We start from the raw sequence: 25,379 nt of genomic DNA, 5'->3' as shown, positions 1-25,379 counted from the left end.
CCCACGGGATCGGGCCGCCCGGTGAGTTCCGGCCGGCCACCTCTGGAATGTCGGGCACTCGGAGACTGACGCGGGCCGCTCACACCGGGCACACGCGGCGCTGACAGCGGCGCACACGGCGCTCACACTCCCGTGAGCAGAGGGGAGAACCAGGGCACTGCCCTGACCAAAACCCAGGGCGCCGCCCTGATTTGGGGACTCGAGGGTGCGCGCGCGAAGATCGGGGGATGGACGGGGACGCGCGGCTTCGCATCACGCTGCTCGGCGCCTTTCAGGTGTTTCGCGGTGACACCGCCCTGCCCGTTCCGGGTGCGCGGTTGCAGGGTCTGGTCGTACGGCTGGCGCTCGCCGGCGGGCGCGCCGTCGCGCAGGGCGTCCTCATCGACGCGATCTGGGCCGAGGATCCGCCGGCCGGCCCCGCCCACGCCCTGCAGGCCCTCGTCTCGCGGCTGCGCCGGACCCTCGGTTCGGCCGGTGACGTCGCGAAGGTCGCGGGCGGCTACCGGCTGGACGTGGCCGCGGCCGACGTGGACGCGCTGCGGTTCGAGCAGCTCGCCGCCACCGGCCGTGACCACCTGCGCGCCGGCGACCCGAACGCGGCGGCGGCCGTGCTCGGCGAGGCCGTGGCCCTGTGGGACGCCCATCCCGGCACCGAGCCCGGCACCGAGCCCGGCGCCCAGTCCGGCACCGAGCCCGGCGCCCAGTCCGGCACCGAGCCCGGCGCCCAGTCCGGCACCGAGCCCGGCGCCCAGTCCGGCACCGAGCCCGGCACCGAGTCCGGCGCCCAGTCCGGCACCGAGCCCGGCACCGAGTCCGGCGCCCAGTCCGGCACCGAGCCCGGCACCGAGTCCGGCGCCCATCCCGCCGCCCATCCTGGTGCTCCTCCCGCCGCCCCTCCCGCCGCATATCCCGCCGCTTGTCCCGGCACCGAGCCCACGGTCGTAGCCGCCGTGGCGCCCGCCGCCGCGACCCGGCTGGCCCACACCGCGGTCGAGGCCGTCGCCGACCTCGCCGACGCCGAACTGTCCCTGGGCCGTGCCGACTCGGCCGCCGTCCGCCTGACCGCCCTGCTCGCCGAGCAGCCGGTCCACGAGCGGGCGGCCGCGCTGCTCATGGACGCGCTCGCCGCCCAGGGTCGTCAGGCCGAGGCCCTCGCCCTGTACGAGCGGGTCCGCGCAACCCTGGCCGACGACCTCGGCACCGACCCGGGCGCCGCCCTGCGCGAACGCCACCTGAGCCTGCTGCGCGCCGAGCGCCCCGCGCCGGCCGCCGACGCCGCGCGGACCAGGCCGGGCAACCTGCCCGCACCGCTGACCAGCTTCATCGGGCGCGACGACGACCTCGTCCGGATCGACACGCTGCTCACCGCCGGGCGCCTGGTCACCGTGACCGGTCCCGGCGGCGCCGGAAAGACCCGGCTCGCCGTCGAGGCCGCCCGCCGTCGCCACCGCCACGAGTACCGCGACGGCGCCTGGATGATCGACCTCGCCTCGGTCACCGAGCCGTCCAAGGCAGGCGCGGCCCTGCTCGCCGGGATCGGGCTGCGAGGCGGCGCGCTGTTCGAGGCCCGGACGCGGGTCGAGGGCGACGAACTGGACGTACTCGTCGACCGGCTCGGCGGCCGGGAGAGCCTGCTGCTCGTCGACAACTGCGAGCACCTGATCGACGCCGTGGCCCACCTGGTCGCGGCACTGCTGCCCCGCTGCCCCGGGCTGCGCGTGCTCGCCACCAGCCGCGAACCCCTCGCGGTCGACGGCGAGGCGCTCGTGCCGCTCGGCCCGCTCGCGCTGCCCGGCCCGGACGACGGCGTCGAGCAGGCCCGGCGGGCGGCGTCGGTACGCCTGTTCGCCGAGCGGGCCGCGGCCGTGCGCCCCGGCTTCGAGGTCGACGGGACGACGCTGCCCGAGGTCCGGCGGGTCGTCCGCGGCCTGGACGGGATGCCGCTGGCCCTCGAACTGGCCGCGGCCCGGCTGCGGACGCTGTCGCTGCCCGAACTCGCCGACGGGCTCTCCGACCGGTTCCGGCTGCTCACCACCGGCAGCCGCACCGCGCTGCCCCGGCACCGCACGCTGCGCGCGGTCATCGCCTGGAGCTGGGACCTGCTGAGCGAGCACGAGCGTACGGTCGCCGAACGCGTCTCGGTCCTGCCCGGCGGCGTCACACCGGCCTCGGCCACCGCGGTCTGCGCCGGAACCGCGGTGCCGCCCGCCGAGATCCCCGAACTGCTCGCCTGCCTGGTCGACCGGTCACTGCTGCAGCTCGCGCCCGATCCGGGCCGCTACCGCATGCTGGAGACGCTGCGCGAGTACGGCACCGACCGCCTGGCCGGGACGGACGACCTCGGCACCGTCCGCGACCTGGCCGCCGCCCACTTCACCGAGCTGATGGCCCGCCACGACCCGCAGCTGCGCGGCCCCGGCCAGCTGGCGGCCATCCGAGCCATCAGTGCCGAGTACGACAACACGCTCGCCGCCCTGCGCCACCTGTGCGCCACCCACGACGCCCCCGGCGCGACCACCCTCGCCCTGAACCTGACCTGGTACTGGCAGATGTTCGGCCGGTACTCCGAGGCGGCCTACTGGCTGGGCGAAGCACTGGCGGTGCCGGTGCCGGTGCCGGTGGCCAGCGGTGAGCCGACGCCCGACCGCGACTGCGCCCGCGCGATCCACCTGCTCAACCGCGGTCACACCCGGCCGGGGACGACCGCCGAAGAGGCCGCGCACGACCAGGCCGAGATACGCGAGCTGGCCGACCGGCTGCTCGCGTACCCGGAACTCCCCGGCCGGTACGCCGCGCTCACCGCCCTCCCGCTCGCGTTCCGGCAGGGAGAGAGGACGCAAGGGGAGAGGACGCAGGGGGAGAGGACGCAGGGGGAGAGGTCGCAGGGGGAGAGGTCGCAGGGGGAGAAGACCACGCCCGCGATCATCGGGCATCTGGCCGACGGCGACGACGTGTGGCTGTCCGGGCTGGCCCGCATGTTCCGGGCCCAATACGCCGAGAACGCGGGCGAACTCCACGAGGTGCGCACCGACGTGGAGGCGGCCCTGGCCTGCTTCCGGCAGGTCGGCGACCGCTGGGGCCAGGCCGACGCGCTGCCGATGCGCGCCCGGCTGCGGCAGTACGACGACGACCTCGACGGCGCGCTGGCCGACCTGCGCGAGGCCCGTTCGCTGGCGGGCGGGTTCGGCTCGCTCAGTCTCAGCGACGAGGTGTTCAGCGACCTGCGCTGGATCGACCTGCACCTGCGGCGCGGCGACACCGACCTGGTGATCGCGCTGATCGACTCGGCCCGGGAGCGGGCGCTGCGCGCGAACTCGCCGGAGATGGTGTTCCTCGTCGACGCGTGGGAGGCCGTCTTCCGGACCGGGCTCGGCGACCTGGAGCGGGCACGGGAACTGCTCGACGAGGCCGAACGGGGTCTGCACGGCGACACCTCGTTCCCCGGTGACCACGCGCGGACGCTGGTCGGCAGCGCACGGGCCTCGCTCTGCCTGGAGACGGGCGACCTGGCCGGCGCGCAGAAGGAACTGGCGAAGGCGTACGCGGCGGGACTGGAGACCCGGGATCTGCCGGTCCTGTCGCTGGTGGCGGTCAACGCGGCCGCGCTGGCAGAGGCGCACGGGCGCCATCACCAGGCCGCCGTCCTGCTCGGAGCCGCCTCCCGGCTGCGCGGCGCCCACGACCGCACCGACCGCCAGGTCCGCGCCCTCACCCGCCGAGGGCGTGCCGCGCTGGGCGAGAAACCCTTTGCCGCGGCCTACGCCAAGGGCTGGCAGCTGGACGCCAAGACGGCCGCGACCCAACTCGCTGTCGGGGGTTTTGTCGTACCGGGTGGCGATGCTCAGGGCGAAGCGTCGATTCCGAGGGCGCTGTAGACGGCGGTGACGTGGGCGGCGGCTCGTGGGGAGCCCAGGATGTCGGGCCCCATGTTGTTCATGACATAGCTGATCGTCATGCGCCGGCCGAGGTCCATGATGGCCATGGAGCCTCCCCAGCCGCCCCAGAAGGCGACACGGCCGTCGGGGATCCAGGGCAGGGTGCGCCGGTCGGGCAGCGCGTATCCGATGCCCCACCTGAGGTGCAGGCCGCTGACGAGATCCGCACCGCGGGACTGCTCGTCGAAGATGAGCTTGACGGTGTCGGGTCGCAGGAGCCTTCCGTGGGCGGTGGCGCCTTCGCGGGACACCGGCGCGAGGATGTCGGCCACGGACAGGGCGTTGCCGTGCCCGTTGGCCGCGCCCAGGTCCGCGGCGCGCCAGGCCGGGGAGTTGGCCGCCGACGCACGGAAGGAAGGGCCCGTGAAGGTCTTGTACGCGACGGTGTCGTGGTCGAGCACCGACGGGTCGAAGTCGAGTGCCGGAGGAACGATGTCGGCGACCCGCCCGAGGTCTGCCTCGTCCGGCCCGATCCGGAAATCGGCACCGAGCGGCTCGACGATGTGCCGGCGCACGAAGTCGCGCAGCGACAGACCGGTCAGGCGGTGCACCAACTCGCCGACGAGGTGGCCGTAGTTCAGGACGTGGTAGCCCTGCATGGAATCCCCCCCCCGGCGACCCGATCGTCTTCGACGGCGTCCTCCCCGAAACGGTGACGGCACTGGAAGCCGAACGCGACCGGCTGACCGAGCGCATCGACATCCTCACCCGCAACCGGGACGCCGTCGCCGCCTACCTGGGGGAGCTCCGACAGCGGTCACGCTGATCCACGAAGCTCGGTTCGCCGTCAGTCTTGAAGGGCCTTGACCATGACCGCGTACACCGGTGAGTCGGCGAAGGGCTGTTGCTCGCCGGCCTTGGTGTATCCCCAGGACTCGTAGAGGGCCTGGACCTTGGGGTGGGTCACGTCGACCAGGAGCACGGCGAGGTCTTCCGTGCGTTCCTTCAGCAGAGCTTCGTGGAGGCGTTCGGAGATGCCCCGCTTGCGCCACTGTGGACGCACCATGACCTCGGACACGGCGTAGGTCGAGGAGTAGCCGTTGTTCGGCTCGTAGTCGGTGGAGCGCCACCATTCGCGGCCGGGGGCGAGCGGGGCGCCGTAAGCGAAGCCGACCGGCTCGTCGGCGTTGTACGCCACCACGCAGGAGAACCCGTCCATGGCTGACCAGTGGTCTACGAACCAGGCGAAGCGCTGGTGGAACGGGTCGTCCATCTGGTCGGCGTAGGCGTCGGCGTGTACGTCGATGAGTATCTGACGGAAGTCCTCAGGAAGGCTTCCATGCTGGAAATGACGCAGGTCGGTCACCCTTGGCTCCATTCGGTTCTCATGCGGTCTGCCCAGTCGCGTGCGTAGGAGGTGGAGGGGGCGAGGACGAACAGGCCCCGGTGGAAGTCGCCGATGAGGGTGCGCATGCGGCCGGGCAGAGGGTCGCCGTCCATGATCGTGAAGACGCCGGTGGCGGTGACCGTGGCCTGTTCGGCTTCTCCCTGGTGGAGCTGGGCGAGGGCGAGTTGGGTGGTTGCGAGTGCCCTGTTGCGCCGGAAGGTGGTCGGGATCTTCGCCAGTGCGCGGTGTGCCATGGCTTCGGCGTGGGCGTGGCGGCCGCTGTTGAACTGCACGACGGCGCCGAGGTGGTCGAGTTCGGCCTGGCCGTAGAAGGCCGTCCAGCGCGGACGCTCGCGCTGCGCCACCTTGGCGAAGGCGTCCTGCGCCGATCCGAGGGATCGCAGGCTGGAGCGCCCGTCGCCGAGTGCCGCGTACGCAACGGCTGCGCGGACTCGGCCCAGCGAGTCGAAGAACGGGTCGCGGCGGGCTGCCGAGGAGGCTTGGGCTGCCTGTGCGGCGGCGAGGGCCTCGGGCCAGTTGTGTCGCTGGTAGGCGAGCATCGAGAGGTTGACCCAGACGCGCATTTCGGTGGGGCCGTCCTGAGAGAGGCCGGCGTACGTCGCGGATTCGTTCAGGTAGGTCTGGGCCTGGTCGAGGTTGCGGGCGTCGATGCAGGACCAGGCGGCGATGGTGGTGAACTCGGCGGCCAGTGAGTACAGGGCCCTGCGGACCCGTTCGCCGGCGTTGCGCTGCTGCAGGTCCAGCATGCTGTCGCGGCCCTGGACGGCGGCCCTCTCCAGTTCCGTGTGCCCGCCCTGGCGGTCGTCGGCTTCGACGAGGGCGTTCATCCCGGCCGCGACCCGGGCCACGTCCGACATGCCGACCGTGCGGCGCTGGGCCACCAAGGGCACCGCGGCGGCCGCGGTCCCGGTGGCCGAGGCGAGGAAGGCGCGACGCCGCACGGGGTCCTCCTGCGGGTGTTGCATGGTGCGTGGTGCGCTGAACCCTAAGTCCTGGACAGGGCAGCCGAACACCCGCTCCAGAGCCGCGCATGTGCGGCCGATGGGGCGGCGAGAGGTGCCGTTCAGCAGATTGCGGACCGTGCGGGCGGAGACGTCACCGGGCCTGCCAGTGATGTCTGCCAGCGCAGAGTTCATCCGATCTGCCAATTCTTCCTGGGTGAGCCCGAGTTCCTCCATCCGGCTCTTGAGGACGGCGTTCGCTCCCATGACACCGACCGTAGCCCTGCGGTTACGAGCCGAGCCAGACCCGAGGTCACGGGGGGGTAAAGTCTTCCGGTTCCGGGCAGTCGAGCGGGGCGCCACCTTTCCTGTTCCTGGCCGGTCAGAGGTCGTTGACTCGGTATCAGCCGTCGAGCGGACGAGGTCCCCTTCCCCGCCCCGCGACGGCATGGAGGAGAGCCCGCCCTTGCGCACCCCGTCGTCGGGGCGGGCGTCCAGCCTCGGAGGGATGACCCCGTGACCATGACCTCAGCCAGACCGACAGCGACAGGCACCCCGGGCTACACCGAGACCGTGCCGTGCGAGCCGGAGTCCGCTCGCCGCGCCCGCCTGCTCGTCTCCGCCGCTCTGAACACCTGGGGCATAGGCGAGCTGGCCGAGGCCGGAACGCTGATCGTCTCGGAGCTGATCAACAACGCCGTCGACCACGCGCGGTGTCGCGTCGTTCGGGTCGTGGTGCGGCGTGAGACGGACGACGTGATCCGGATCGGCGTCGCCGACAAGAGCCGGGAAACCCCGAAGCCGGGCCGCCCTGACGACGACTCCGAGGACGGCCGTGGCCTGCTCCTGGTGGAGACGCTGAGCTGGCGGTGGGGCTACGACCTGCATCGCTGGGGCAAGCTCGTCTGGGCCGAGCTGAAGCTGCCGGATGTGACGGGTCCTCGACGGGCTTCGGAGCCCTCTCTTGCGGCGACCCATGAGACTCCTGCTGAAGCAGGTCCGAGTTCTCGGACACCAGGCGGGTGAGCACATCACGTGAAGAACAGGAACTTCCGACAGAAAGGCAGACCGTGTTCAACTACATGGACCGCTTCCCCACAGGCAGCCCACTGCCGCAGGGACACCTGACCGCGGCCCCGTGGGGCCTGCGTCGCATCGCCCCGTACCCGCCTGCCGAAGGCCCCGACTACGCGAGGGTGGCGCTGGATCCCGCGACACAGACGGCCCGGTACTTCGACGCTTCCGGGGCGCCCACGATGTCCCCAGGGCACGGCACCTCCTCGGGTACGAACCCCAAGACCGGAACCACGGGCCAGGGCGACCGCAACAGCGACTCCCCGGACAGCGACACGGGGAACGACACCGACCAGTGACTGTGGTGACGAACGACGATCGTCCGGTCCTGGTCGTCACGAACCTTGATGACCCGACTGCGGACTTCGTGATCGCCGAGCTGCACGACCGGGGCGTCCCGGTCGTGCGGTTCGACTCCGGTGACTTCCCCGCCACCCTGTCGTGCTCGGCCGCCATCGGCGACACGGACAACTGGCGGGGAAGGGTGCAGACCCCGAGCCGCCGTGCCGAACTTGGCTCGGTGCGGTCCTTGTACTACCGGCGCCCTTCCGGGTTCGCCTTCCCGCACCTCGACAGGCAGGACGAGCGCTTTGCCGTCGCCCAGGCCCGCTACGGGCTGGGTGGCATCCTCACTTCGCTGCCCGGCTGCCTGTACGTCAACCACCCCAACCGCATCGGTGACGGCGAGTACAAACCGGCCGGACTCGCCGCCGCGGCGGCGGCCGGCTTCGCCCTGCCACCCACACTGATCACCAACGTGCCCAGCGACGCACGGGCGTTCATCAGGGCGCACGGCCCGGCCATCTTCAAACCCATTTCGGTGCCGCTCTACCTGGTCGACGGCAAGGCCCAGACGGTTTCCGTGACCGAGGTGGCCGCCGACGAGATCGACGAGTCGGTGGCCGGCACCATGCACCTGTTCCAGAAGCGTGTGGACAAGGTCGCGGACGTCCGGGTCACAGTGATCGGAGAGCAGGTCTTCGCGGTGCGGATCGACTCCGGTCTCCTCGACTGGCGTACGGACTACGGCACTCACACGTACACGCCCCTGGTCACGCCACCCGTGGTGGAGCAGGCCATGCGTGCCTACCTGAAGCACTTCGGGCTTGTCTTCGGGGCGTTCGACTTCGCCCTGACCGATTCCGGGGAGTGGATCTTCATCGAGTGCAACCCTTCCGGGCAGTGGGCCTGGATGGAACAGCCGACTGGCCTGCGCATGACCGCCGCACTCGCCGATCTTCTGGAAGGAGGGCTTGGTGCCTGCTGAGCCCGAAATCGAGGCAGCCGCAGTGGGCCTCCGGCGGCAGCTCGCAGACCAGTTGGAGAAGAACGGCCGACTGCGGTCGCGCCAGTGGCGCGCAGCTGTGGAGGCCGTGCCCCGCCACGCCTTCATCCCGCGCTTCTACCGGGAGAGCGACGCCCCCGGCGTCACCGCATGGGAGCCGGTGACCCCGGAGATCGCCGGTCAGGAGGAGTGGCTCCGCCTCGTCTACTCGGACGAGACGTGGATGACCCAGTTCGACGGAGGGGACATCGACTGGGCCGACCCGCAGCCGATCAGCAACGCGGCCCCCACCTCGTCGTCGACGCTGCCGAGCCTCGTCGTCCGGATGCTCGAAGACCTGGACGTGCACGAGGGCATGAACGTTTTGGAGATCGGCACGGGCACCGGCTACTCGACGGCGCTCATGTGCCACCGGCTCGGGAGCGAGAGGGTGACCTCTGTCGAGACGGACGAGGGCGTGGCGCGGCGAGCCCGCGACGCCCTCGCCACGGCCGGTTACTCCCCCCACCTGCTGGTGGGCGACGGCAGCGTCGGCCACCTGGACGGTGCCCCCTACGACCGGCTGATCGCTACGTGCGGCTTCCGCAACATCCCACCCGCCTGGCTGGAGCAGGTGCTGCCCGGCGGGGTCATCCTCACCACCCTGCGCGGCTGGATGCGCTCCCTTGGTCTGGTCAAGCTCATCGTCACCGGAGACAGCGCGAGCGGCTGGTTCAGCGAGGACGACCCGAGCTTCATGATCGCCCGCCAGCAGGACGCGCCGAAGAGCCTCGGGACGGTCCCGGGGCCTGACGACGGAACGACGCGGAGCGCAGTGGGCGGGCCGGAGATTCTCACCTGCCCGGGGTCGGCCTTCATGGCGCAGCTCGCGGTGCCGGACGCCCGCTTCTTCTCCATGCCGGTCGACGGCGGCACGGTCGGCACGTTCGTGCTGGACAGCGTGACCGACTCCTTCGCTGTGCTCGCTTCCACGGAGAGCGGCTGGCGGGTTCGCCAGGGCGGCCCGCGCCGCCTCTGGGACGCGGTCGAGTCGGCGGTGGGCACCTGGGAGGAGTACGGCTCACCGAGCACCGCCGCGTTCGGGTTGACGGTCGCCCGTGACGCCCAAGTCGTCTGGCTCGGGAATCCGAGTGGGCCTCAGTGGCCGCTAACCTCCTGAGGCACCGACCACCGACGCGAGGAATGCCGCTATGGACGACGAGCCGCTTAAGGACTGGGCGGAACGCCGTGACGCGATGATCGGCCGACTGCGTGCCGTGCCAGTCGTTCCGGGCGGTGATGGGCTCAGAGGGTCGCACCTGCACCCGGAAGCGCCCCGCGTCATCGAGCGCTGGAACGGCCATACGTGGGAGCCGTACGGCTTCGCCGCCGACCTGGCCGAGGCGAGGGCGATCCTCTGGCCAAGGAAAGCCGACGAGCCCGCGTCCCCTGTGTCGAAGCCACTCGGCTCTGGTACGGGAAGACACCGCAAGCCGCAAACCCCGCGGTGAGAACTCGGCTCAGGGCCACACCAGGCAATAAGGCTGATGCCCCGCCTCATGCAGACGGTGTGAGAAGTCCTGCCACTCGTGGAGCAGTTGGTAGACGTTGAACGCGTCGCGGGGGCCGCCCCGGTCCGGGACCGTCGACCAGATGAAGGCTGCCGCGCCGACCGCTTCCTCGCCGATGTCGCGGAGGGGGTCCACCACCGTCATGGGGAGCTTGACCACCGCGTAGTCGGGGTGCAGGACGACGAGTTCGAGCGGGGGCACCTTGTGGAGGGGGACGCCTTCGATGCCGGTCAGCACCATCGCGGCCATCGTCTCCGGCTTGATCTTGGTGAACATGCCGTTCATGCCGAGCTCGTCGCCGCCGAGTTCCTCGGGACGCATCGAGATAGGGACGCGGGCCGCCGTCGCGCCGTCCGGCGCGCCGAAGTACTTGTACGTCACCCCCACCCGACCACCATTCCTGCTCTCCGCCCGGAGGCGGTCGACCCCATGGTCGACTCGCCGGTCGATCCGCTCGGGGTCGTTCGGTACACCCTGGTTCCCACCCTGGTTCACGCCATGGTTCACACCCTGATTCACGCCCGGGCTCGCGCCGGCGTTCATACCAGGGTTCGAACCGGGATTCACACCAGGGTTCATACCAGTGTTCGCACCGGGGGGCATAGCCGGGGGCATTCCGGGAGGCATGGCCGGAGGCTGCATAGTCGGGGGCATGCCCGGATTCGTTCCTGGGCTCATGCCCGGATTCATCCCTGGGCTCATCCCCGGGCTCATGCCCGGAGTCCCGCCCGGGCTCATGCCCGGATTCGCGCCCGGGCCCATGCCCGGGTTCATGCTCGGGTTCATTCCGGGGTTCTGACGTGCTTCGTTGGCTTCCTCCGCGTCGCGCCGGTGCCTTCCCCGCCGGGCACGTCGAGGACCCAGGTCGTCAGTCCCCTCGCCCAGTCCGCCACCGCGATGCATATCTCCACCCGACTGCTTTTCTAGGAGGCGTGGCCCCCGCCGCGCAACCCGATCATCGTGTCAGTGACCTCCCCCAAGGCCGCCCGCCGAAACGTGCGCTGAAACACCTGTCCGCAGGATCTTCGCAACCTCCCGACACACATCGTCGAGGCGAGCTGCGTCTTCAGCTCCCAGTTTCGCAGATGGCGGACGCGAGGGGAGTCCCGTCGGCCCCCGGGGCCGCTGGCCTACTCTGGGGTGTCACCGGCAACCGGAGTCCAGCACGCCGGAAGCGTCCGGTAGGTCCGGAAGCATCCGGGAAGTCTGGGAAGTCTGGGAAGTCCAAGAGTTTCGATACGTCCGAGAAGGCGGAGAAGTCGCGGGTTATGAGCGAACTGCCCTATGCATACGATGCGCCCGTCTCGCAGGCGCTGTTCGACCGAGCGGCCGTCGTCACACCCGGTGGTGTGAACTCCCCGGTCCGTGCCTTCCGGGCCGTCGGCGGTACGCCCCGGTTCATGGTGTCCGGTACGGGGCCGTATCTGACCGACGCCGACGGGCGGGAGTACGTCGACCTGGTCTGCTCCTGGGGGCCCATGATCCTCGGGCACGCGCACCCCGAGGTGATCGCCGCCGTGCAGGGCGCCGTCGTCCGCGGTACGTCCTTCGGGACGCCCGGTGAGGGCGAGGTCGAGCTCGGCGAGGAGATCGTCGCGCGGGTGGACCCCGTGGAGCAGGTGCGGCTGGTCAGCAGCGGGACCGAGGCGACGATGTCGGCCATCCGGCTCGCCCGTGGCTTCACCCGGCGGTCCAAGGTGATCAAGTTCGCCGGGTGTTATCACGGACACGTCGACTCGCTGCTCGCCGCCGCCGGGAGCGGGGTGGCGACCTTCGCGCTGCCCGACACCCCCGGTGTCACCGGTGCCCAGGCGGCCGACACGATCGTGCTGCCGTACAACGACCTGGAGGCCGTGCACGAGGCCTTCCACCGGCATCCCGGGGAGATCGCCTGTGTGATCACCGAGGCCTCGCCGGGGAACATGGGGGTCGTGCCACCGCTGCCCGGGTTCAACCAGGGGCTCAAGGACGCCTGCGCCACCAACGGCGCCCTCTTCATCTCCGACGAGGTCATGACCGGGTTCCGGGTCAGTCGGAGCGGCTGGTTCGGGGTGGACGGGGTGCGGCCGGACCTCATGACCTTCGGGAAGGTCATGGGTGGGGGCTTCCCCGCTGCCGCCTTCGGGGGGCGGGAAGACGTCATGGCGCATCTCGCGCCCGCCGGGCCCGTCTACCAGGCCGGCACCCTCTCCGGGAACCCGGTCGCCACCGCCGCGGGGCTCGCCCAGCTCCGGCTCCTCGACGACGCCGCGTACGCCAAGGTCAACACGGCCTCCGAGCGGATCCAGGCGCTGGTCTCCGAGGCGCTCACCAAGGAGAGCGTCGCGCACACGCTGCAGAGCGCGTCCAACATGTTCTCCGTCTTCTTCACCGACCGGCCGGTGCGCAACTACGAGGACGCCCGCGCGCAGGAGTCCTTCCGCTTCACCGCCTTCTTCCACTCGCTGCTGGCGAACGGCGTCTATCTGCCGCCGTCGTCCTTCGAGTCCTGGTTCGTTTCCTCGGCCCACGACGACCGGGCCATCCAGCGGATCGCCGACGCCCTTCCGGCGGCGGCCCGAGCGGCTGCGGAGGCCACAGCAGCATGACCATCGAATTCAACGGCAGCAACGACATCACCGTCGTCCACCTCATGCGGCACGGTGAGGTGGCCAACCCGGACGGGGTGCTCTACGGCCGTCTCGCCGGGTACCACCTCTCCGAGCTCGGCCGGCAGATGGCCGACCGGGTCGCCGAGCACCTCTCCTCCCGCGATGTGACGTACGTCGTCGCCTCGCCGCTGGAGCGGGCACAGGAGACGGCCACCCCGATCGCCAAGGCGCACGGGCTCGACCTCGCCACCGACGAGCGGCTCATCGAGGCCGACAACGTGTTCCAGGGGAAGACCTTCGGGGTCGGCGACGGCGCGCTGAAGAATCCGGAGAACTGGAAGCACCTCGTCAACCCGTTCAAGCCGTCCTGGGGCGAGCCGTACGTCGACCAGGTCGTCCGGATGAAGGGCGCGCTGGACGCGGCGAAGGACGCGGCGCGCGGGCACGAGGCGGTGCTCGTCAGCCATCAGCTGCCGATCTGGATCGTGCGGTCGTACGTCGAGCGGCGCCGGCTGTGGCACGACCCGCGCAAGCGGCAGTGCACGCTCGCCTCGCTGACGACCTTCACCTACCGAGGCGACCGGATCGTCTCCGTCGGCTACAGCGAGCCCGCCCTCGACCTCGTGCCGGCCCATCTCCGGGCGGGGGCCAGGCCGGTGAAGGGGAAGGGCAAGGCCTTCGGGGCGTGAACCCAGCCTGAGTGCCCCCTGAGTTCCCCCTGGGTGTTCGCTGTTACCGAATCCGGAAGTATGAGCGGAACCCGCTCGTTCGTCGTGTCCTCTGAATGAGTGACCATCAGAGAACACGACGAACGGGATTGCCATGGGCGCCATCACCCGAAGGGGAGCACTCGGACTCGGTGCCGGGGCCGCCGCCGCTGTCGGACTCGTCGGCTGCGGCAGTGAGAACGGCTCCGGCGAACCGGGCCGCGCGCATGGCTCCAAGGGCTCCAAGGGCTCCGGGAAGGACGGCTCGCCCAAGCCGACCGCCACCGCCCGCCCCCTCGGTGACGGCTCGACCTCGTTCACCGGCAAGCAGCCCCACCAGCCCGCGAAGCCCGAGCCGCTGGAGCCCGGCCAGGAGCCGCCGCAGTTCGTCGTCTTCTCCTGGGACGGCGCCGGCGAGGTCGGCAACGGGCTCTTCCCGCGCTTCCTGGACCTCGCCAAGAAGCACGGCGCGTCGATGACCTTCTTCCTCTCCGGGCTGTATCTGCTGCCCGAGTCGAAGAAGCGGCTCTACGACCCCCCGAACAACCCGCGCGGCGCCTCCGACATCGGCTACCTCACCGACGAGCACGTGAAGATGACGCTCGAGAACGTCCGCCGGGCGTGGCTCGAAGGCCATGAGATAGGCACCCACTTCAACGGGCACTTCTGCGGCGAGGGCCACGGCTCGGTCGGCAGGTGGACGCCCGCGCAGTGGCAGAGCGAGATAGACCAGGCGAAGGGTTTCGTGAAGGAGTGGCGGACCAACACCGGCTGGACCGACCTGCCGGCCCTCCCCTTCGACTACGACAAGGAACTCGTCGGCGGCCGTACGCCCTGTCTCCTCGGCCAGGACAACCTGCTGCCCACCGCCCGCGCCCTCGGCTGGCGCTACGACGCCTCCTCGCCGGGCGGGCGCCAGGTGTGGCCGGCGAAGAAGCAGGGGATCTGGGACCTGCCGCTCCAGGCGGTGCCGTTCCCGGGCCACAGCTTCGAGGTCCTCTCCATGGACTACAACATCCTCGCCAACCAGTCGATCAACTCGACCAACGCGCCCGCCCACAACTACCCGGGCTGGCGGGAGCAGGCCTCCCAGGCGTACATCCAGGGATTCAAGCGGGCCTACGAGACGAACCGCGCCCCCTTCTTCGTGGGCAACCACTTCGAGAAGTGGAACGGCGGCATCTACATGGACGCCGTCGAGGACGCGTTCAAGCACATCGCCCGGGAGAAGGAGAACGGCGCGGACGTACGCATCGTCTCCTTCCGGCAGTTCGTCGACTGGATGGACGTACAGAAGCCCCAGGTCCTCGAGAAGCTCCGTACGCTGGATGTCGGGCAGCAGCCGGCCGGCGGCTGGAAGGCGTTCACCCAGCCGGAGACCGCGACTCCCTCAAGCACCGCGTCCGCCGCCTGAAAGCCGTCTGAAAGCCGCCTGAAATGCGGGTTTCCGCCCGCAAGGGGGGTGCGCAAGATCCCCAGAACGGGCATGCGAAACTTTTCACATGAGTGCCGCCAGCCGCACCCCCCTGTCTGCCGCCGTCGCCGTCGCCGCGGCGCTGCTGTTGTCCGCCTGTTCCTCCGGAGGCACCTCCGGAGGGGGCGGCGGCACCGGGTTCATCATGGGCAAGGACGGCATCTCCACCGTCAAGAAGGCGCAGCGGGCCACGGCACCCGACCTGTCCGGCAAGACCATCGACGGCAAACAGCTCGACGTCGGCGACTACCAGGGCAAGATCGTCGTCCTGAACGTCTGGGGCTCCTGGTGCGCGCCCTGCCGGGCCGAGGCGCCGGGCTTCGAGAAGGTCTACCAGGACCTCAAGGCCAAGGGCGTGCAGTTCGTCGGGATCAACACCCGTGACACCAGCACCCAGAACGCCGTCGCCTTCGAGAAGCAGCAGGGCGTCACCTACCCCAGCCTCTACGATCCGACGGGCCGGCTGCTGCTGCGCTTCAAGAAGGGCACGCTCAACCTCCAGGCGGTGCCCTCCACCCTGGTCCTCGACCGGGACGGCAAGATCGCCGCCCGCTCGCTGGCGGCGCTCAGCGAGGACAGGCTGCGCGCGATGATCACTCCGGTCCTCGCGGAGAAGTGACGTGAGCGCGCTCACCACCCTCGCCGCGGCCACCGACCCCAACCAGACGGTGCTCAGCGGCGCCCTGCTGCTCGCGCTGCCCATCGCCCTGCTCGGCGGGCTGGTCTCCTTCTTCTCGCCGTGCGTCCTGCCGCTCGTCCCCGGCTATCTGTCGTACGTCACCGGCGTCGCCGGCACCGATCTGGCGGAGGCCCGGCGCGGCCGGATGGTCGCCGGTGCCTCCCTCTTCGTCCTCGGCTTCACCGCCGTTTTCGTCTCCAGCGGGGCCCTGTTCGGCTACTTCGGGGACACGCTCCAGGCGAACAGCGGTGTCCTGTCCAAGGTGCTGGGCGTGCTGATGATCGTCATGGGTGTCTTCTTCATGGGCCTGATGCCCTGGATGACCCAGCGGGAGTTCCGCCTCCACCGAAAGCCCGTCGCCGGGCTCCTCGGCGCACCCTTCCTCGGCGCGCTGTTCGGTATCGGCTGGACCCCGTGCATCGGCCCCACCCTCGCCTCCGTGATCGCGCTCTCCTCCCAGCAGGGGAGCGCGGGCCGCGGTGCCATACTGACCGTCGCCTACTGCCTCGGCCTCGGCCTGCCCTTCGTGCTCGCCGCGGTCGCGTTCCGCAAGGCGCTCGGCGCCTTCGGCTGGGTCAAGCGCCACTACGTCTGGGTGATGCGGATCGGCGGCACGATGATGATCGTGACCGGTCTGCTGCTGCTGACCGGTGCGTGGGACCGCCTTGTGCAGGACATGCAGTCCTGGTCCGCCGGCTTCACTGTGGGGATCTGAACCAATGACCAAGACCGCGACCACCGGTGACACCCCGGCCGCCCCCGAGGACCAGGATCTCGGGGCCGCCGGCTCCCAGCTGTCCACGGCCCCCGCGGAGTCGCTCAACGCGCCCGCCCTCGGCGTCATCGGCTGGGCCCGCTGGTTCTGGCGCCAGCTCACCTCGATGCGGGTCGCGCTGCTGCTCCTGCTGCTGCTGGCGCTCGGCGCGATCCCCGGCTCGCTGATCCCGCAGTCCGGCACCGACGAGACGAAGGTCGCCGAGTTCCGCGCCGCGCACGGGACGCTCGCGCCGGTCTACGACAAGCTCGGCCTCTTCCACGTCTACAGCTCGGTGTGGTTCTCCTCGATCTACATCCTGCTGTTCGTCTCCCTCATCGGCTGCATCGTGCCCCGCACCTGGCAGTTCACGGGCCAGCTGCGCAGCCGTCCGCCGGGCGCGCCCAAGCGGCTGACCCGGCTGCCGGCCTACACGACCTGGCGTACGGAGGCCGAGCCGGAGCAGGTCCGCGAGGCCGCCCTGGCCCTGCTGAAGAAGCGGCGCTTCCGCGCGCACCTCGCGGGGGACGCCGTGGCGGCCGAGAAGGGGTACCTCCGCGAGGTCGGCAACCTCGCCTTCCACATCGCGCTGATCGTGATGCTGGTCGCGTTCGCCTGGGGCCAGCTCTACAAGTCCGAGGGCAACAAGCTGGTCGTCGAGGGCGACGGGTTCTCCGACACCCTCACCCAGTACGACGACTTCAAGTCCGGCAGCCTCTTCAGCGTCGACGACCTGACGCCGTTCAGCTTCACCCTGGACAAGTTCACCGGCACGTACGAGACCAGCGGCCCGAACAAGGGCACCCCCCGCACCTACCAGGCCGCCATCGACTACAGCGTCGGTGCCTACGGCAAGGACCGGAAGACCCTCGTCAAGGTCAACCACCCGCTGGAGGTCGGCGACTCCAAGATCTACCTCACCGCCCACGGCTACGCCCCGGTCGTCACCGTCCGGGACGGCAAGGGCGACGTCGTCTACAGCGACGCCGTACCGCTGCTGCCGCTCGATTCCAACGTCACCTCCTCCGGAGTGGTGAAGGTCTACGACGGCTACAAGAACGCCAAGGGCGTCACCGAGCAGCTCGGCATCTCGGCCTTCTTCCTGCCGTCGTACGTCAAGGGCATGGAGACGGCCTCCTCCTTCCCCGCGCTGCTCAACCCCGTACTCAACCTCACGCCGTACCACGGCGACCTCGGTGTCGACTCGGGCATCCCGCAGAGCGTGTACCAGCTCAACAAGACCAACATGAAGGAGTTCAAGGACTCCAAGGGCGCGCAGGTGCGGGAGAACCTCAAGCCCGGCGAGACCATGACCCTCCCGAACGGCGCCGGCACGGTCACCTACGAGGGCACCAAGCAGTGGGCGAACTTCCAGATCACCCAGCAGCCGGGCAGCGGCTGGGCGCTGGGCGGCGCGCTCACCGCGATCTTCGGCCTGGCCGCCTCCCTGTTCATCCAGCGCCGCCGGGTGTGGGTGCGCGCGGTCAGGGGCGCCGACGGGGTGACGGTCGTCGAGATGGCCGGGCTCGGCCGCAGCGAGTCCGCCAAGGTGCCCGAGGAACTCGGCGACCTCGCCGGGATCCTGTACGACCAGGCTCCCGGAGCCTCTCCCGACCCTGACACCCCCGAATCCCCCGAACCCGAAGTCGTACCTGCCGAAGGGGCTGAGCAGCAGTGATGGTCGCCGCCGCCACCAACGAGAACCTCGCGAGCATCAGCAACACGCTGATCTACTCCGCGATGGCCGTCTACACCCTGGCCTTCTTCGCCTACATCGCCGAATGGCTCCTCGGCAGCCGCAGCAAGGTGGGCCGTACGGCTGCCGCGTTGACCGCCGACGGGAAGAAGAAGGCTCAGGCGCCGGCCGTCACCGTCCAGACGAACGGCGGCACCACCGTCCTGGAGCGTCCCCAGGTCGTCGTGCGCGCCGCGGCCGGCGCCCGGGACGTGCCCGACGGGCCCGGCGCCCACGGCGGGGACGAGCAGGGCGATATGTACGGCCGGATCGCCATCTCCCTCACGGTGCTCGCCTTCTTCGTCGAGCTGGCGGGCGTGATCGCCCGCGCGGCCTCGGTGCAGCGGGCGCCCTGGGGCAACATGTACGAGTTCAACATCACCTTCTCCACGGTGGCCGTCGCCGTGTACCTCGGGCTGCTGGCGCTGAAGAAGAACGTCCGCTGGCTCGGACTGTTCCTGATCACCACGGTCCTGCTCGACCTGGGTCTCGCGGTCACCGTCCTGTACACGGCGAGCGACCAGCTGGTCCCGGCGCTGCACTCGTACTGGCTGTACATCCACGTCTCCACGGCGATCTTCTGCGGCGCGGTGTTCTACGTCGGCGCGGTCGCCACGATCCTCTACCTCTTCAAGGACGCGTACGAGAACAAGCTCGCGACCGGCGGCAAGCCGGGCCGCTTCGCGAACTCCGTCCTCGACCGGCTGCCCGCCTCCGCGTCCCTGGACAAGTTCGCCTACCGCGTCAACGCGGCGGTGTTCCCGCTGTGGACCTTCACGATCATCGCGGGCGCGATCTGGGCGGGCGACGCGTGGGGCCGCTACTGGGGCTGGGACCCCAAGGAGACCTGGTCGTTCATCACCTGGGTCGCCTACGCCTGCTACCTGCACGCCCGCGCCACGGCCGGCTGGAAGGGCCGCAAGGCCGCCTACCTGGCCATGATCGCCTTCGGCTGCTGGCTGTTCAACTACTACGGCGTCAACATCTTCGTCTCGGGCAAGCACTCGTACGCGGGCGTGTAGGCCCCGTACCAGCGAGGCCGGTTTCTGTGACCTGAGTCACGGGAACCGGCCTTCGTCGTGCGGACAGGCTGAAGAACGTGGATACGAATCCGAGTACTCAGAGAATCCTGAGGAGACGCATCCGCGCGGGGGACCACGACGCCTTCGGCGAACTCTTCGACGCCTACGCGCGCTCCGTCTACAACCATGCCTTCCGGCTCACGGGGGAGTGGGCGGTCGCCGAGGAGGTCGTCTCGCTGACGTTCCTGGACGCCTGGCGGCTGCGCGCGAAGCTCGACGAGGACGGCGGTTCCGTCCGCCCGTGGCTGCTGGGCATCGCCACGAACGTCACGCGCAACACCCGCCGCGCCGCACGGAGACACGCGGCGGCCGTCTCCCGGCTCCCGCGCGACGAGGTCGTACGGGACTTCGCCGAGGAGGTGGCGGAGCGGGTGGACGACGCGGCACAACTGGCCCTCGTCCGCGCCGCCCTGGCCACCCTGCGGCGGGCCGAGCGGGAGGTGCTGGCGCTGTGCGTGTGGTCCGGCCTCGACTACCGGGCCGCCGCCGAGGCGCTGGGGGTGCCGGTCGGGACCGTACGGTCGAGGCTCTCCCGGGCGCGGACGAAACTCGCGAAATGTGTGGAACCACCGCAGAGCAGCGGACAGGTGAGAGGTGACCGCACGACAGCGGTCGGGCCCCAGAGGGAGGGAAACCGATGAGCCACCTGCCTGAGCACGACCTTCCGCCGGGCCGTCACCGACTCCTCAAGGAGCACCTGATGACCGAGATCCGGCACACCGAGGAAGCCCCGGCCCGGTGGCGCGTCCGGCTGCGGCCCGCGCTCGTCGCGGCCGCCGTCGCCACCGCCGCAGCCGTCACCTTCGTCGTCCTGCCGTCGTCCGACGGGGGCGGGGCGAGTGCCCGGCCGCCCACCAGGGCGACGGTGGCTCTCCTGGAGGACCTCGCGCTGGCCGCCGAGCACGAGCAGCCCTACGGCAAGGTCCGTGACGACCAGTTCGTGTACGTCGACAGCAAGGTGGCCGTCGGTCAGGCGGCGGACGGCAGGTTCACCGTCTCGCCGCTGCACCGGCAGGAACTGTGGATGTCGGTGGACGGCCTGCACGACGGGCTGGGCCGGGAGACGGGCCGGGGCGACTGGGAGATCCCGGTGGACGTCAGGCCGGGCGGAGTGGGCTGGGAGGTCTCCCCCTTCTACAACCATGTGAAGACGCTGCCCACCACCAGCGACGAGATGTGGGACTACCTGTACGACACGGCCCCGAAGTACAGCGGTCAGGAGCGGTACCAGGCGATGTTCGTCCTGGCCGGCGATCTGCTGAGTCAGGCGCTGCTCCCCTCGGAGCAGGGCGCGGCGCTGTTCCGGGCCGTCGCCCGGATCCCGGGGGTGACGGTGGTCGGGAACGCCGTGGACGCCATCGGACGGCACGGTGTCGCCATCACCCGCAAGGACCCCGACAACCCCAGCCGGGACGAGTGGATCTTCGACAGGAAGACCTACGAGTTCATCGGCCATCGCTCGGTGGCCACGGAGGACTTCTCGAACGTGAAGAAGGGCACGGTCATCGGCAACACGGCCGTTCTGAGCAAGGCCGTCGTCGACCACGCGGGCGAGCGACCTTAGAAAAACCCGCCTCCGCTCCGCCGGAAACACCGCCTCCGCGCCCGTCCACCGGGGCGTGGAGGCCCGTCCGCCGCCCACCGGGAGCCGGGTTCCCGGCCCGGCTCCGCCGGTCGCCACGCGGCGGACCGAAGCCCTCGCCGCACACCGTCCGACCTGGTCAACTGCCGTTTCCGTACCTATGGTCGGTGCCTCGGAAGGGGGGGCCGGATGGACCGGAACATGCGTACCGTCGAGGACGTACTGCGGCTGCTGGACGGGTTCTTCGAGCCGGCGGCCGGACGCTGGGACAGGTTCTACGCGGACCGGGACCGGCCGGTGCCGTTCTTCGTCGACAAGCCCGACGAAAGTCTCGTCTCGTATCTCGACCGCGGCCTGGTCGCCCCCGGCGGACGGGCCCTGGACCTCGGCTGCGGGCCCGGTCGCAACGCCCTGTATCTCGCCTCCCGGGGGTTCGAGGTGGACGCCGTCGATCTGTCGCCGCAGGCCGTCGCGTGGGGTGAGGAGCGGGCCCGGGCGGCGGGCGCGGCGGGCGTCCGCTTCCGGTGCGGGGACGCCTTCGCCCTCGCCACCGGCCCGTACGACCTCATCCACGACTCCGGCTGCTTCCATCACCTGCCGCCGCACCGCCGGATCAGCTACCTGGACCTTCTCGACCGCGTCCTCGCGCCCGGCGGCCATCTCGCCCTCACCTGCTTCGCCGCCGGCGCGATGGGCTCCGAACTCCCCGACGCGGACTTCTACCGGGAGGGCCTGCTGCACGGCGGCCTCGCGTACACACCGGAGTCGCTCCGCCGGATCTTCGCCGGCCTCACCGAGGTCGAACTGCGCCGCATGCGCGACGAACCGGCCGGCTCCCCGCACTTCGGGGAGCCGTTCCTCTGGACGGCCCTGTTCCGGCGATGAGGGCGGCTACGAGGCGGGTGGCAGGCACTCCTTCGCCGGTGGCTCTCCCTCCGGCCAGGCGATGCGGACGAAGCGGGAGATGCCCTCGGGGGTCAGCTCGACGATCGGTACGGCCTTGTCGTACGGGTTCCCGTGGACGTCCAGGCAGATCCAGCCGCTCGCCCCGCTCACCCGCAGTGAGCCCTTGACCTGCGGCCACTGGAGGCCGACGTCGGCGAGGGACGGGAACAGCCGGCCGTCGGGGGTGGCCTCGCGGATACCGTGCACGGCGAGGGTCATCGCGTCGTAGCCGATGATCAACTGGCCGTCCTCCAGGGCGGTTTCGCCGATCGGGCCCACGGGTGCGCGGGTCGCCCGGGCGAGGAGGTCGGTCAGCGTCCTGGCGTCCGCCGCCGAACCCCCGGTCTTCGCGGGGTCCTTCGCCCAGGCGTCAGGGTGGGCGAGGGCGGTGTAGCGCACGGAGAGGTTGTGGTCGAGGGCCGAGTGGTCGAGGTCCTTCTCCCCGGTGAGGTACGACCCCTCGTCGCCCGTCAGCAACGTGAACTTCCGGTCCTGGCAGCCGCGGGTGCCCAGCGCGTTGATGAACTGCCGCAACTGCGTGTGCCGTCCGGCGAACAGGATGGTGTCCGTGCCCGGCGCGGTGTCGCACACCAGATGGGTGATCTGCCGGAAGGTGTTCGCGGTCGTCCCCTCCTGGCTGCGGTCGGCGGGCGGGGTGAACGGCTGCGGCTCGTACGGCGAGCCCTTGATCAGCGCGGCGAACGACTGCTGCAGCGTCCGCGTGTACGGGTCGCCCGGCTTGTCGTACACCAGCAGCGCCCGCCCCGCGCCCACCTTCGCGAACGACGCCAGGGCACGGGCCTCGTCGGTGTTGGTGGGGGAGACCCGGGCGAGCCCCGGGAACGCGTCCTTGTTCGCCGCGCTGTTGGCGAGGTCGTCGGCGGTGATGGAGGAGCCGACCACCGGGATGCCCCGCGCGGTGAGCGCGGCCACGGCCCGCTTGTTGTAGTCGGTGCTCATGCCGACCCCGGCGACCGCCCGCAGCCGGTCCTCGCTCTTCGCCATCGCCGACAGCCGGTCGACGAGCAGCTCCCAGTGGTCGCTGGTGGCACCGGGGTTGGCCAGCACCAGCCGGATCGCCGGGGACTGCCCGTTGGAGGCGTGGTTGGCCTGGTACTGCGCCAGGTAGGCGCCCTGGAGCTCGTGCTGGATGTCGCTCAGCGTGGAGGGGGTGGAGGCGGTGTACGGCAGCATCAGCGCGACCGTGACGTAACCGCCCTTCTTCAGGCGCTCGTTCTCCCGGTGGATCGCGTTCACCGCGTCCCGCAGCTGGGGGTGCCCGAAGTCGTAGGCGGCCGTCGCCACGCCCACGCACTCGTCGCTGTTCTCGGGCCGTACGACCCCGGGCGCGCAGGAACGGTCCTCATGGAGAGCCGTCCGCACCGCGAAGAACAGACCGGTCACCAGGACGGCCGTGACCAGCACGGCCGTATAGCGGTAGAGGCGGATCTCCCAGATCTCCCGCAGCCACCGTACGAACGGGCCGCTGACTCCACCCGGCATCTAGGCCTCCCCGTCGCCTTCGCCCGTCGGTATGCGCAGCGGACGGCCCGCGAGCGCGTCCCCGGGCCAGGACCGGGAGGCCGCGAACAGCAGCGCGCCCCCGGCAGGCCGGAGATCGGACAGTTGCAGCAGCTCGAACTCCAGCCGCCCGCACACCCGTGGATCGGGCAGCACCAGCGGGTCGCTCACCTGCCACACCGCGTGCAGCAGCCGCCGTATCCGCAGATGCAGCGCGCGGTCCACGCCCTCGGGCGGCTCCTGTACGGCGTCCATCCGGCCCAGCGCGACGGCGGTACGCAGGTCGGGGTCGCCGGCGTCGCGGCCCTCGGCGTCGTGCGCGTGGAAGTAGGGGGCGGTGGCCAGGAAGCGGAGGGTGCCCAGCCAGTCGCGGGTGCCGAGGACGGGGAAGGTGTCGCGCAGGTGGGCGACCGCGCCGCCGGTGTCGCCGAGAGCGAGCTCGTGGTGGAGCCGGTAGCGGGCGTGACCGATGTCGTCCTGTGCGTAGTGCCCGGTCATCGTCTCGTGCGTCTCGCGCCACTTGGCGTGGTCGGCGTTGCGGTGGTGCAGCCGGAGCAGCAGCAGGGTGCGGATGAACGGGTCGCCGACGAAGTGGCCGCCCCCGGCGCCGAGTCCCTCCTCGGTGAGCCGGGCCCGCAGCGACCGTACGCCCGACGAGCCGAAGTCCTCCGGGAGCCGCGCGTGGGCGAGGGCCACGGCGGAGTCGTGGTCGTGGGCGGCGGCGAGGACGGTGAGTTCGTCGAGGCGGTCGGCGGGGACCAGCCGGTGCAGCAGCTCGGTGTAGGCCGGGCGGCCGTCGTCGGCCTGGTCCTCGGAGACCTTGATCTGCGCGGTGAGCAGCCGCACCGGGGAAGCGGCCCGGTCCGGGTGCTGCCGGGCCGCGGCGGCCAGCAGGACGATCCCGAGCGGGTTGCCGCCGGTCAGCCGGTGTACGGCGTGCGGGAGCCGGGGCGGGAACTCGATGTCGTCGCAGATCGCGCCCACCATGTGCAGGGTGTCGTCCGGGGACAGCGGCGGCAGCGGCACCAGCAGCGCCCGCGAGGACGGGGTCGCCCCCGGCTCCCAGCCGCTCGCCCGGGCCACCTCCGGCAGTTCCCGCCGTACGGCGCCGCGCAGTGCCGGATGCCCGGTGCCGCGTACCGTCGCCACGCACACCAGCTGGTCGGCGAACCCGTCCGCCCGGTCGCGCAGTACGGCGTCCAGGAGCCCGGGGCCGGGACCGCCGTGCGCGTTGTCCAGGAGCACGACCGGACGGCCGAGCCGCCGCAGCCGGGAGCCCAGCCCGGCGTAGGCCTCCGCCAGGTCGGCGAGCAGGGCCCGGACCAGCCAGCGCTCGGCGTGCTCGCGGGAGGTGCCGCCGGCCCGGAAGTTCCCGGCGAGCAGCAGCAGACCGCGCTTGGCGTTGCCGCCCGCGTTCGGGTAGCCGCGGTACCAGGTGGCCGGTTTCTGCTCCTTGTGGGAGGTGAACCCCTCCGACAGCGCCTCCAGGGTGGCCTCGACGGTCGCCGCGACGAACGGGCCCTGGCCGCTGGCCGCCGCGATCACCTTCGCCGCGACCTTCGCCGCCCACCGGCCGGCCAGCGTGAAGCGGGAACCCCGCTCGTTGAGCAGCAGGATCCGCACCAGCTCGCGGCGGATCCGGTCGGAGTCGCTGCGCCCGCTCCAGTCGCTGGCCCGCACCGCCACCAGCCCCGCCGTCAGCCGGGGGAACGCGAGCTGCCCGGCCGCCCTCACCGGCTCGGTCAGCTGCTCGGCCAGTACCAGCAGCGCCTGCCACACCGGCGACCAGGACTCGGGGCTCTCCTCGTGCGGCGGCCGGGCGAACTGCTCGTCCTCGCAGTCGATCAGCGCGATGGGCGTACGCCGGCGGGCCTCGCCGCCGCGCGGCGGCTCGGTGTAGGCGTCCCGGATCTCGGCGAGCACCGCGCTCTTGCCCAGGCCCCGGCCGCCCGCCAGCACCAACAGGGGCGGTCCGGTGGGGTGTTCGGGTCTCTCCGCGTGCAGCTCGTACGGACGCAGACCGACGAGCCGGGGTACGAGACCGGCCGGTTCGACGTCGAACAGCGCGCTCCGTCCGTACAACCGTCTGTGCACCGCACCTCCCCCGGGGCCGGTTTCCCAACGCCAGGGTAAGTAGAGGCGGTTGTTCTTGCCAGATCGCGTGGTGCGACAGCGG

General features: G+C 71.0%; 22 protein-coding genes. 16 read left to right on the top strand and 6 right to left on the bottom strand.

Features of this window, described 5'->3' with window-relative positions:
• Nucleotides 1–227: 227 nt before the first annotated feature.
• A complete protein-coding gene (locus ACFPIH_RS30690; protein WP_381179279.1) occupies nucleotides 228–3,875 on the top strand; it encodes an AfsR/SARP family transcriptional regulator in 3,648 nt (1,215 codons plus the stop codon).
• On the opposite strand, the gene ACFPIH_RS30685 is transcribed toward ACFPIH_RS30690, so the two are convergent.
• From ACFPIH_RS30685 to ACFPIH_RS30675, 3 genes are all read right to left on the bottom strand, one after another.
• Nucleotides 3,842–4,534 (bottom strand): serine hydrolase domain-containing protein, encoded by a 693-nt coding sequence (locus ACFPIH_RS30685; protein ID WP_381179276.1) that lies wholly within the window; start codon nucleotides 4,532–4,534, stop codon nucleotides 3,842–3,844. The genes ACFPIH_RS30690 and ACFPIH_RS30685 overlap by 34 nt on opposite strands.
• A 188-nt stretch (nucleotides 4,535–4,722) precedes the next feature.
• Entirely contained in the window at nucleotides 4,723–5,253 is a 531-nt protein-coding gene (locus ACFPIH_RS30680) for a GNAT family N-acetyltransferase (protein ID WP_381179273.1), read from the bottom strand.
• Nucleotides 5,238–6,491 (bottom strand): helix-turn-helix domain-containing protein, encoded by a 1,254-nt coding sequence (locus tag ACFPIH_RS30675; protein WP_381179270.1) that lies wholly within the window; start codon nucleotides 6,489–6,491, stop codon nucleotides 5,238–5,240. Before ACFPIH_RS30675 ends, ACFPIH_RS30680 begins: the two co-directional genes overlap by 16 nt.
• 255 nt (nucleotides 6,492–6,746) lie before the next feature.
• Between ACFPIH_RS30675 and ACFPIH_RS30670 the strand changes: the two genes are divergently transcribed.
• The 5 genes from ACFPIH_RS30670 to ACFPIH_RS30650 are packed head-to-tail and all read left to right on the top strand — an operon-like array spanning nucleotide 6,747 to nucleotide 10,073.
• Nucleotides 6,747–7,250, top strand: coding sequence for an ATP-binding protein (locus ACFPIH_RS30670; protein ID WP_381179267.1), 504 nt, complete (start codon nucleotides 6,747–6,749; stop codon nucleotides 7,248–7,250).
• 44 nt (nucleotides 7,251–7,294) lie between these two features.
• The gene (gene tgmA, locus ACFPIH_RS30665; RefSeq protein WP_381179264.1) at nucleotides 7,295–7,597 is read left to right on the top strand and encodes a putative ATP-grasp-modified RiPP; all 303 of its coding nucleotides are present in this window, start codon (nucleotides 7,295–7,297) and stop codon (nucleotides 7,595–7,597) included.
• A 5-nt stretch (nucleotides 7,598–7,602) separates the two neighbouring features.
• Nucleotides 7,603–8,565, top strand: coding sequence for an ATP-grasp ribosomal peptide maturase (gene tgmB / locus ACFPIH_RS30660; RefSeq protein WP_381179261.1), 963 nt, complete (start codon nucleotides 7,603–7,605; stop codon nucleotides 8,563–8,565).
• Complete coding sequence (tgmC, locus tag ACFPIH_RS30655; RefSeq protein WP_381179258.1) at nucleotides 8,555–9,742, top strand: ATP-grasp peptide maturase system methyltransferase; 1,188 nt, start codon at nucleotides 8,555–8,557, stop codon at nucleotides 9,740–9,742. Before tgmB ends, tgmC begins: the two co-directional genes overlap by 11 nt.
• Before the next feature lie 31 nt (nucleotides 9,743–9,773).
• Nucleotides 9,774–10,073 (top strand): DUF6087 family protein, encoded by a 300-nt coding sequence (locus ACFPIH_RS30650; RefSeq protein ID WP_381179255.1) that lies wholly within the window; start codon nucleotides 9,774–9,776, stop codon nucleotides 10,071–10,073.
• 9 nt (nucleotides 10,074–10,082) lie between these two features.
• Here ACFPIH_RS30650 and ACFPIH_RS30645 read toward each other — a convergent pair whose 3' ends face one another.
• Nucleotides 10,083–10,520 (bottom strand): hypothetical protein, encoded by a 438-nt coding sequence (locus ACFPIH_RS30645; protein ID WP_010353923.1) that lies wholly within the window; start codon nucleotides 10,518–10,520, stop codon nucleotides 10,083–10,085.
• Nucleotides 10,521–11,401: 881 nt separating this feature from the next.
• Between ACFPIH_RS30645 and hemL the strand changes: the two genes are divergently transcribed.
• The 10 genes from hemL to ACFPIH_RS30595 all read left to right on the top strand — a co-directional run bounded on the left by hemL (nucleotide 11,402) and on the right by ACFPIH_RS30595 (nucleotide 21,622).
• On the top strand, nucleotides 11,402–12,721 hold the full coding sequence (gene hemL, locus ACFPIH_RS30640; protein WP_381179252.1) for a glutamate-1-semialdehyde 2,1-aminomutase: 1,320 nt from the start codon (nucleotides 11,402–11,404) through the stop codon (nucleotides 12,719–12,721).
• Nucleotides 12,718–13,413 (top strand): histidine phosphatase family protein, encoded by a 696-nt coding sequence (locus ACFPIH_RS30635; protein WP_381179249.1) that lies wholly within the window; start codon nucleotides 12,718–12,720, stop codon nucleotides 13,411–13,413. The genes hemL and ACFPIH_RS30635 overlap by 4 nt, the downstream gene beginning before the upstream one ends.
• Before the next feature lie 133 nt (nucleotides 13,414–13,546).
• On the top strand, nucleotides 13,547–14,845 hold the full coding sequence (locus ACFPIH_RS30630) for a polysaccharide deacetylase family protein (RefSeq protein ID WP_381179246.1): 1,299 nt from the start codon (nucleotides 13,547–13,549) through the stop codon (nucleotides 14,843–14,845).
• 88 nt (nucleotides 14,846–14,933) lie between these two features.
• Nucleotides 14,934–15,524 carry a TlpA family protein disulfide reductase gene (locus tag ACFPIH_RS30625; protein WP_381179243.1) on the top strand — a complete coding sequence of 197 codons (591 nt, stop codon included), beginning with the start codon at nucleotides 14,934–14,936 and terminating at the stop codon, nucleotides 15,522–15,524.
• 1 nt (nucleotide 15,525) lies between these two features.
• Nucleotides 15,526–16,299 (top strand): cytochrome c biogenesis CcdA family protein, encoded by a 774-nt coding sequence (locus ACFPIH_RS30620; RefSeq protein ID WP_381179240.1) that lies wholly within the window; start codon nucleotides 15,526–15,528, stop codon nucleotides 16,297–16,299.
• A gap of 4 nt (nucleotides 16,300–16,303) precedes the next feature.
• Nucleotides 16,304–18,016, top strand: coding sequence for a cytochrome c biogenesis protein ResB (gene resB / locus ACFPIH_RS30615; RefSeq protein WP_381179238.1), 1,713 nt, complete (start codon nucleotides 16,304–16,306; stop codon nucleotides 18,014–18,016).
• Nucleotides 18,016–19,095 carry a c-type cytochrome biogenesis protein CcsB gene (ccsB, locus tag ACFPIH_RS30610; RefSeq protein ID WP_381179236.1) on the top strand — a complete coding sequence of 360 codons (1,080 nt, stop codon included), beginning with the start codon at nucleotides 18,016–18,018 and terminating at the stop codon, nucleotides 19,093–19,095. The genes resB and ccsB overlap by 1 nt, the downstream gene beginning before the upstream one ends.
• A gap of 107 nt (nucleotides 19,096–19,202) precedes the next feature.
• A complete protein-coding gene (locus ACFPIH_RS30605) occupies nucleotides 19,203–19,796 on the top strand; it encodes an RNA polymerase sigma factor (protein ID WP_381179433.1) in 594 nt (197 codons plus the stop codon).
• A complete protein-coding gene (locus ACFPIH_RS30600) occupies nucleotides 19,793–20,719 on the top strand; it encodes a CU044_5270 family protein (RefSeq protein ID WP_381179234.1) in 927 nt (308 codons plus the stop codon). The genes ACFPIH_RS30605 and ACFPIH_RS30600 overlap by 4 nt, the downstream gene beginning before the upstream one ends.
• A gap of 207 nt (nucleotides 20,720–20,926) precedes the next feature.
• Nucleotides 20,927–21,622, top strand: coding sequence for a class I SAM-dependent methyltransferase (locus tag ACFPIH_RS30595; RefSeq protein WP_381179231.1), 696 nt, complete (start codon nucleotides 20,927–20,929; stop codon nucleotides 21,620–21,622).
• Between the two features lie 6 nt (nucleotides 21,623–21,628).
• Here the strand turns inward: ACFPIH_RS30595 and ACFPIH_RS30590 are convergent, their stop codons facing one another.
• Nucleotides 21,629–23,185: a type 1 periplasmic-binding domain-containing protein gene (locus ACFPIH_RS30590; protein WP_381179228.1), complete on the bottom strand. Its 1,557-nt coding sequence runs from the start codon at nucleotides 23,183–23,185 to the stop codon at nucleotides 21,629–21,631.
• Nucleotides 23,186–25,297, bottom strand: coding sequence for a hypothetical protein (locus ACFPIH_RS30585; protein WP_381179225.1), 2,112 nt, complete (start codon nucleotides 25,295–25,297; stop codon nucleotides 23,186–23,188).
• Nucleotides 25,298–25,379 lie beyond the last annotated feature (82 nt).

It is taken from the genome of Streptomyces vulcanius, assembly GCF_042653945.1.
In the GTDB taxonomy this organism is placed as follows: Bacteria; Actinomycetota; Actinomycetes; order Streptomycetales; family Streptomycetaceae; genus Streptomyces; species Streptomyces mangrovi.
This window is presented reverse-complemented; position numbering and strand designations above follow the sequence as displayed.

What these genes read in the sequence shown, in the direction of transcription:
- ACFPIH_RS30690 (WP_381179279.1), top strand. Translation starts at nt 228, where the DNA reads ATGGACGGGGACGCGCGGCTTCGCATCACGCTGCTCGGCGCCTTTCAG.
- ACFPIH_RS30685 (WP_381179276.1), bottom strand. Translation starts at nt 4,534, where the DNA reads ATGCAGGGCTACCACGTCCTGAACTACGGCCACCTCGTCGGCGAGTTG.
- ACFPIH_RS30680 (WP_381179273.1), bottom strand. Translation starts at nt 5,253, where the DNA reads ATGGAGCCAAGGGTGACCGACCTGCGTCATTTCCAGCATGGAAGCCTT.
- ACFPIH_RS30675 (WP_381179270.1), bottom strand. Translation starts at nt 6,491, where the DNA reads ATGGGAGCGAACGCCGTCCTCAAGAGCCGGATGGAGGAACTCGGGCTC.
- ACFPIH_RS30670 (WP_381179267.1), top strand. Translation starts at nt 6,747, where the DNA reads ATGACCTCAGCCAGACCGACAGCGACAGGCACCCCGGGCTACACCGAG.
- ACFPIH_RS30650 (WP_381179255.1), top strand. Translation starts at nt 9,774, where the DNA reads ATGGACGACGAGCCGCTTAAGGACTGGGCGGAACGCCGTGACGCGATG.
- hemL (WP_381179252.1), top strand. Translation starts at nt 11,402, where the DNA reads ATGAGCGAACTGCCCTATGCATACGATGCGCCCGTCTCGCAGGCGCTG.
- ACFPIH_RS30635 (WP_381179249.1), top strand. Translation starts at nt 12,718, where the DNA reads ATGACCATCGAATTCAACGGCAGCAACGACATCACCGTCGTCCACCTC.
- ACFPIH_RS30630 (WP_381179246.1), top strand. Translation starts at nt 13,547, where the DNA reads ATGGGCGCCATCACCCGAAGGGGAGCACTCGGACTCGGTGCCGGGGCC.
- ACFPIH_RS30625 (WP_381179243.1), top strand. Translation starts at nt 14,934, where the DNA reads ATGAGTGCCGCCAGCCGCACCCCCCTGTCTGCCGCCGTCGCCGTCGCC.
- resB (WP_381179238.1), top strand. Translation starts at nt 16,304, where the DNA reads ATGACCAAGACCGCGACCACCGGTGACACCCCGGCCGCCCCCGAGGAC.
- ccsB (WP_381179236.1), top strand. Translation starts at nt 18,016, where the DNA reads ATGGTCGCCGCCGCCACCAACGAGAACCTCGCGAGCATCAGCAACACG.
- ACFPIH_RS30600 (WP_381179234.1), top strand. Translation starts at nt 19,793, where the DNA reads ATGAGCCACCTGCCTGAGCACGACCTTCCGCCGGGCCGTCACCGACTC.
- ACFPIH_RS30595 (WP_381179231.1), top strand. Translation starts at nt 20,927, where the DNA reads ATGGACCGGAACATGCGTACCGTCGAGGACGTACTGCGGCTGCTGGAC.
- ACFPIH_RS30590 (WP_381179228.1), bottom strand. Translation starts at nt 23,185, where the DNA reads ATGCCGGGTGGAGTCAGCGGCCCGTTCGTACGGTGGCTGCGGGAGATC.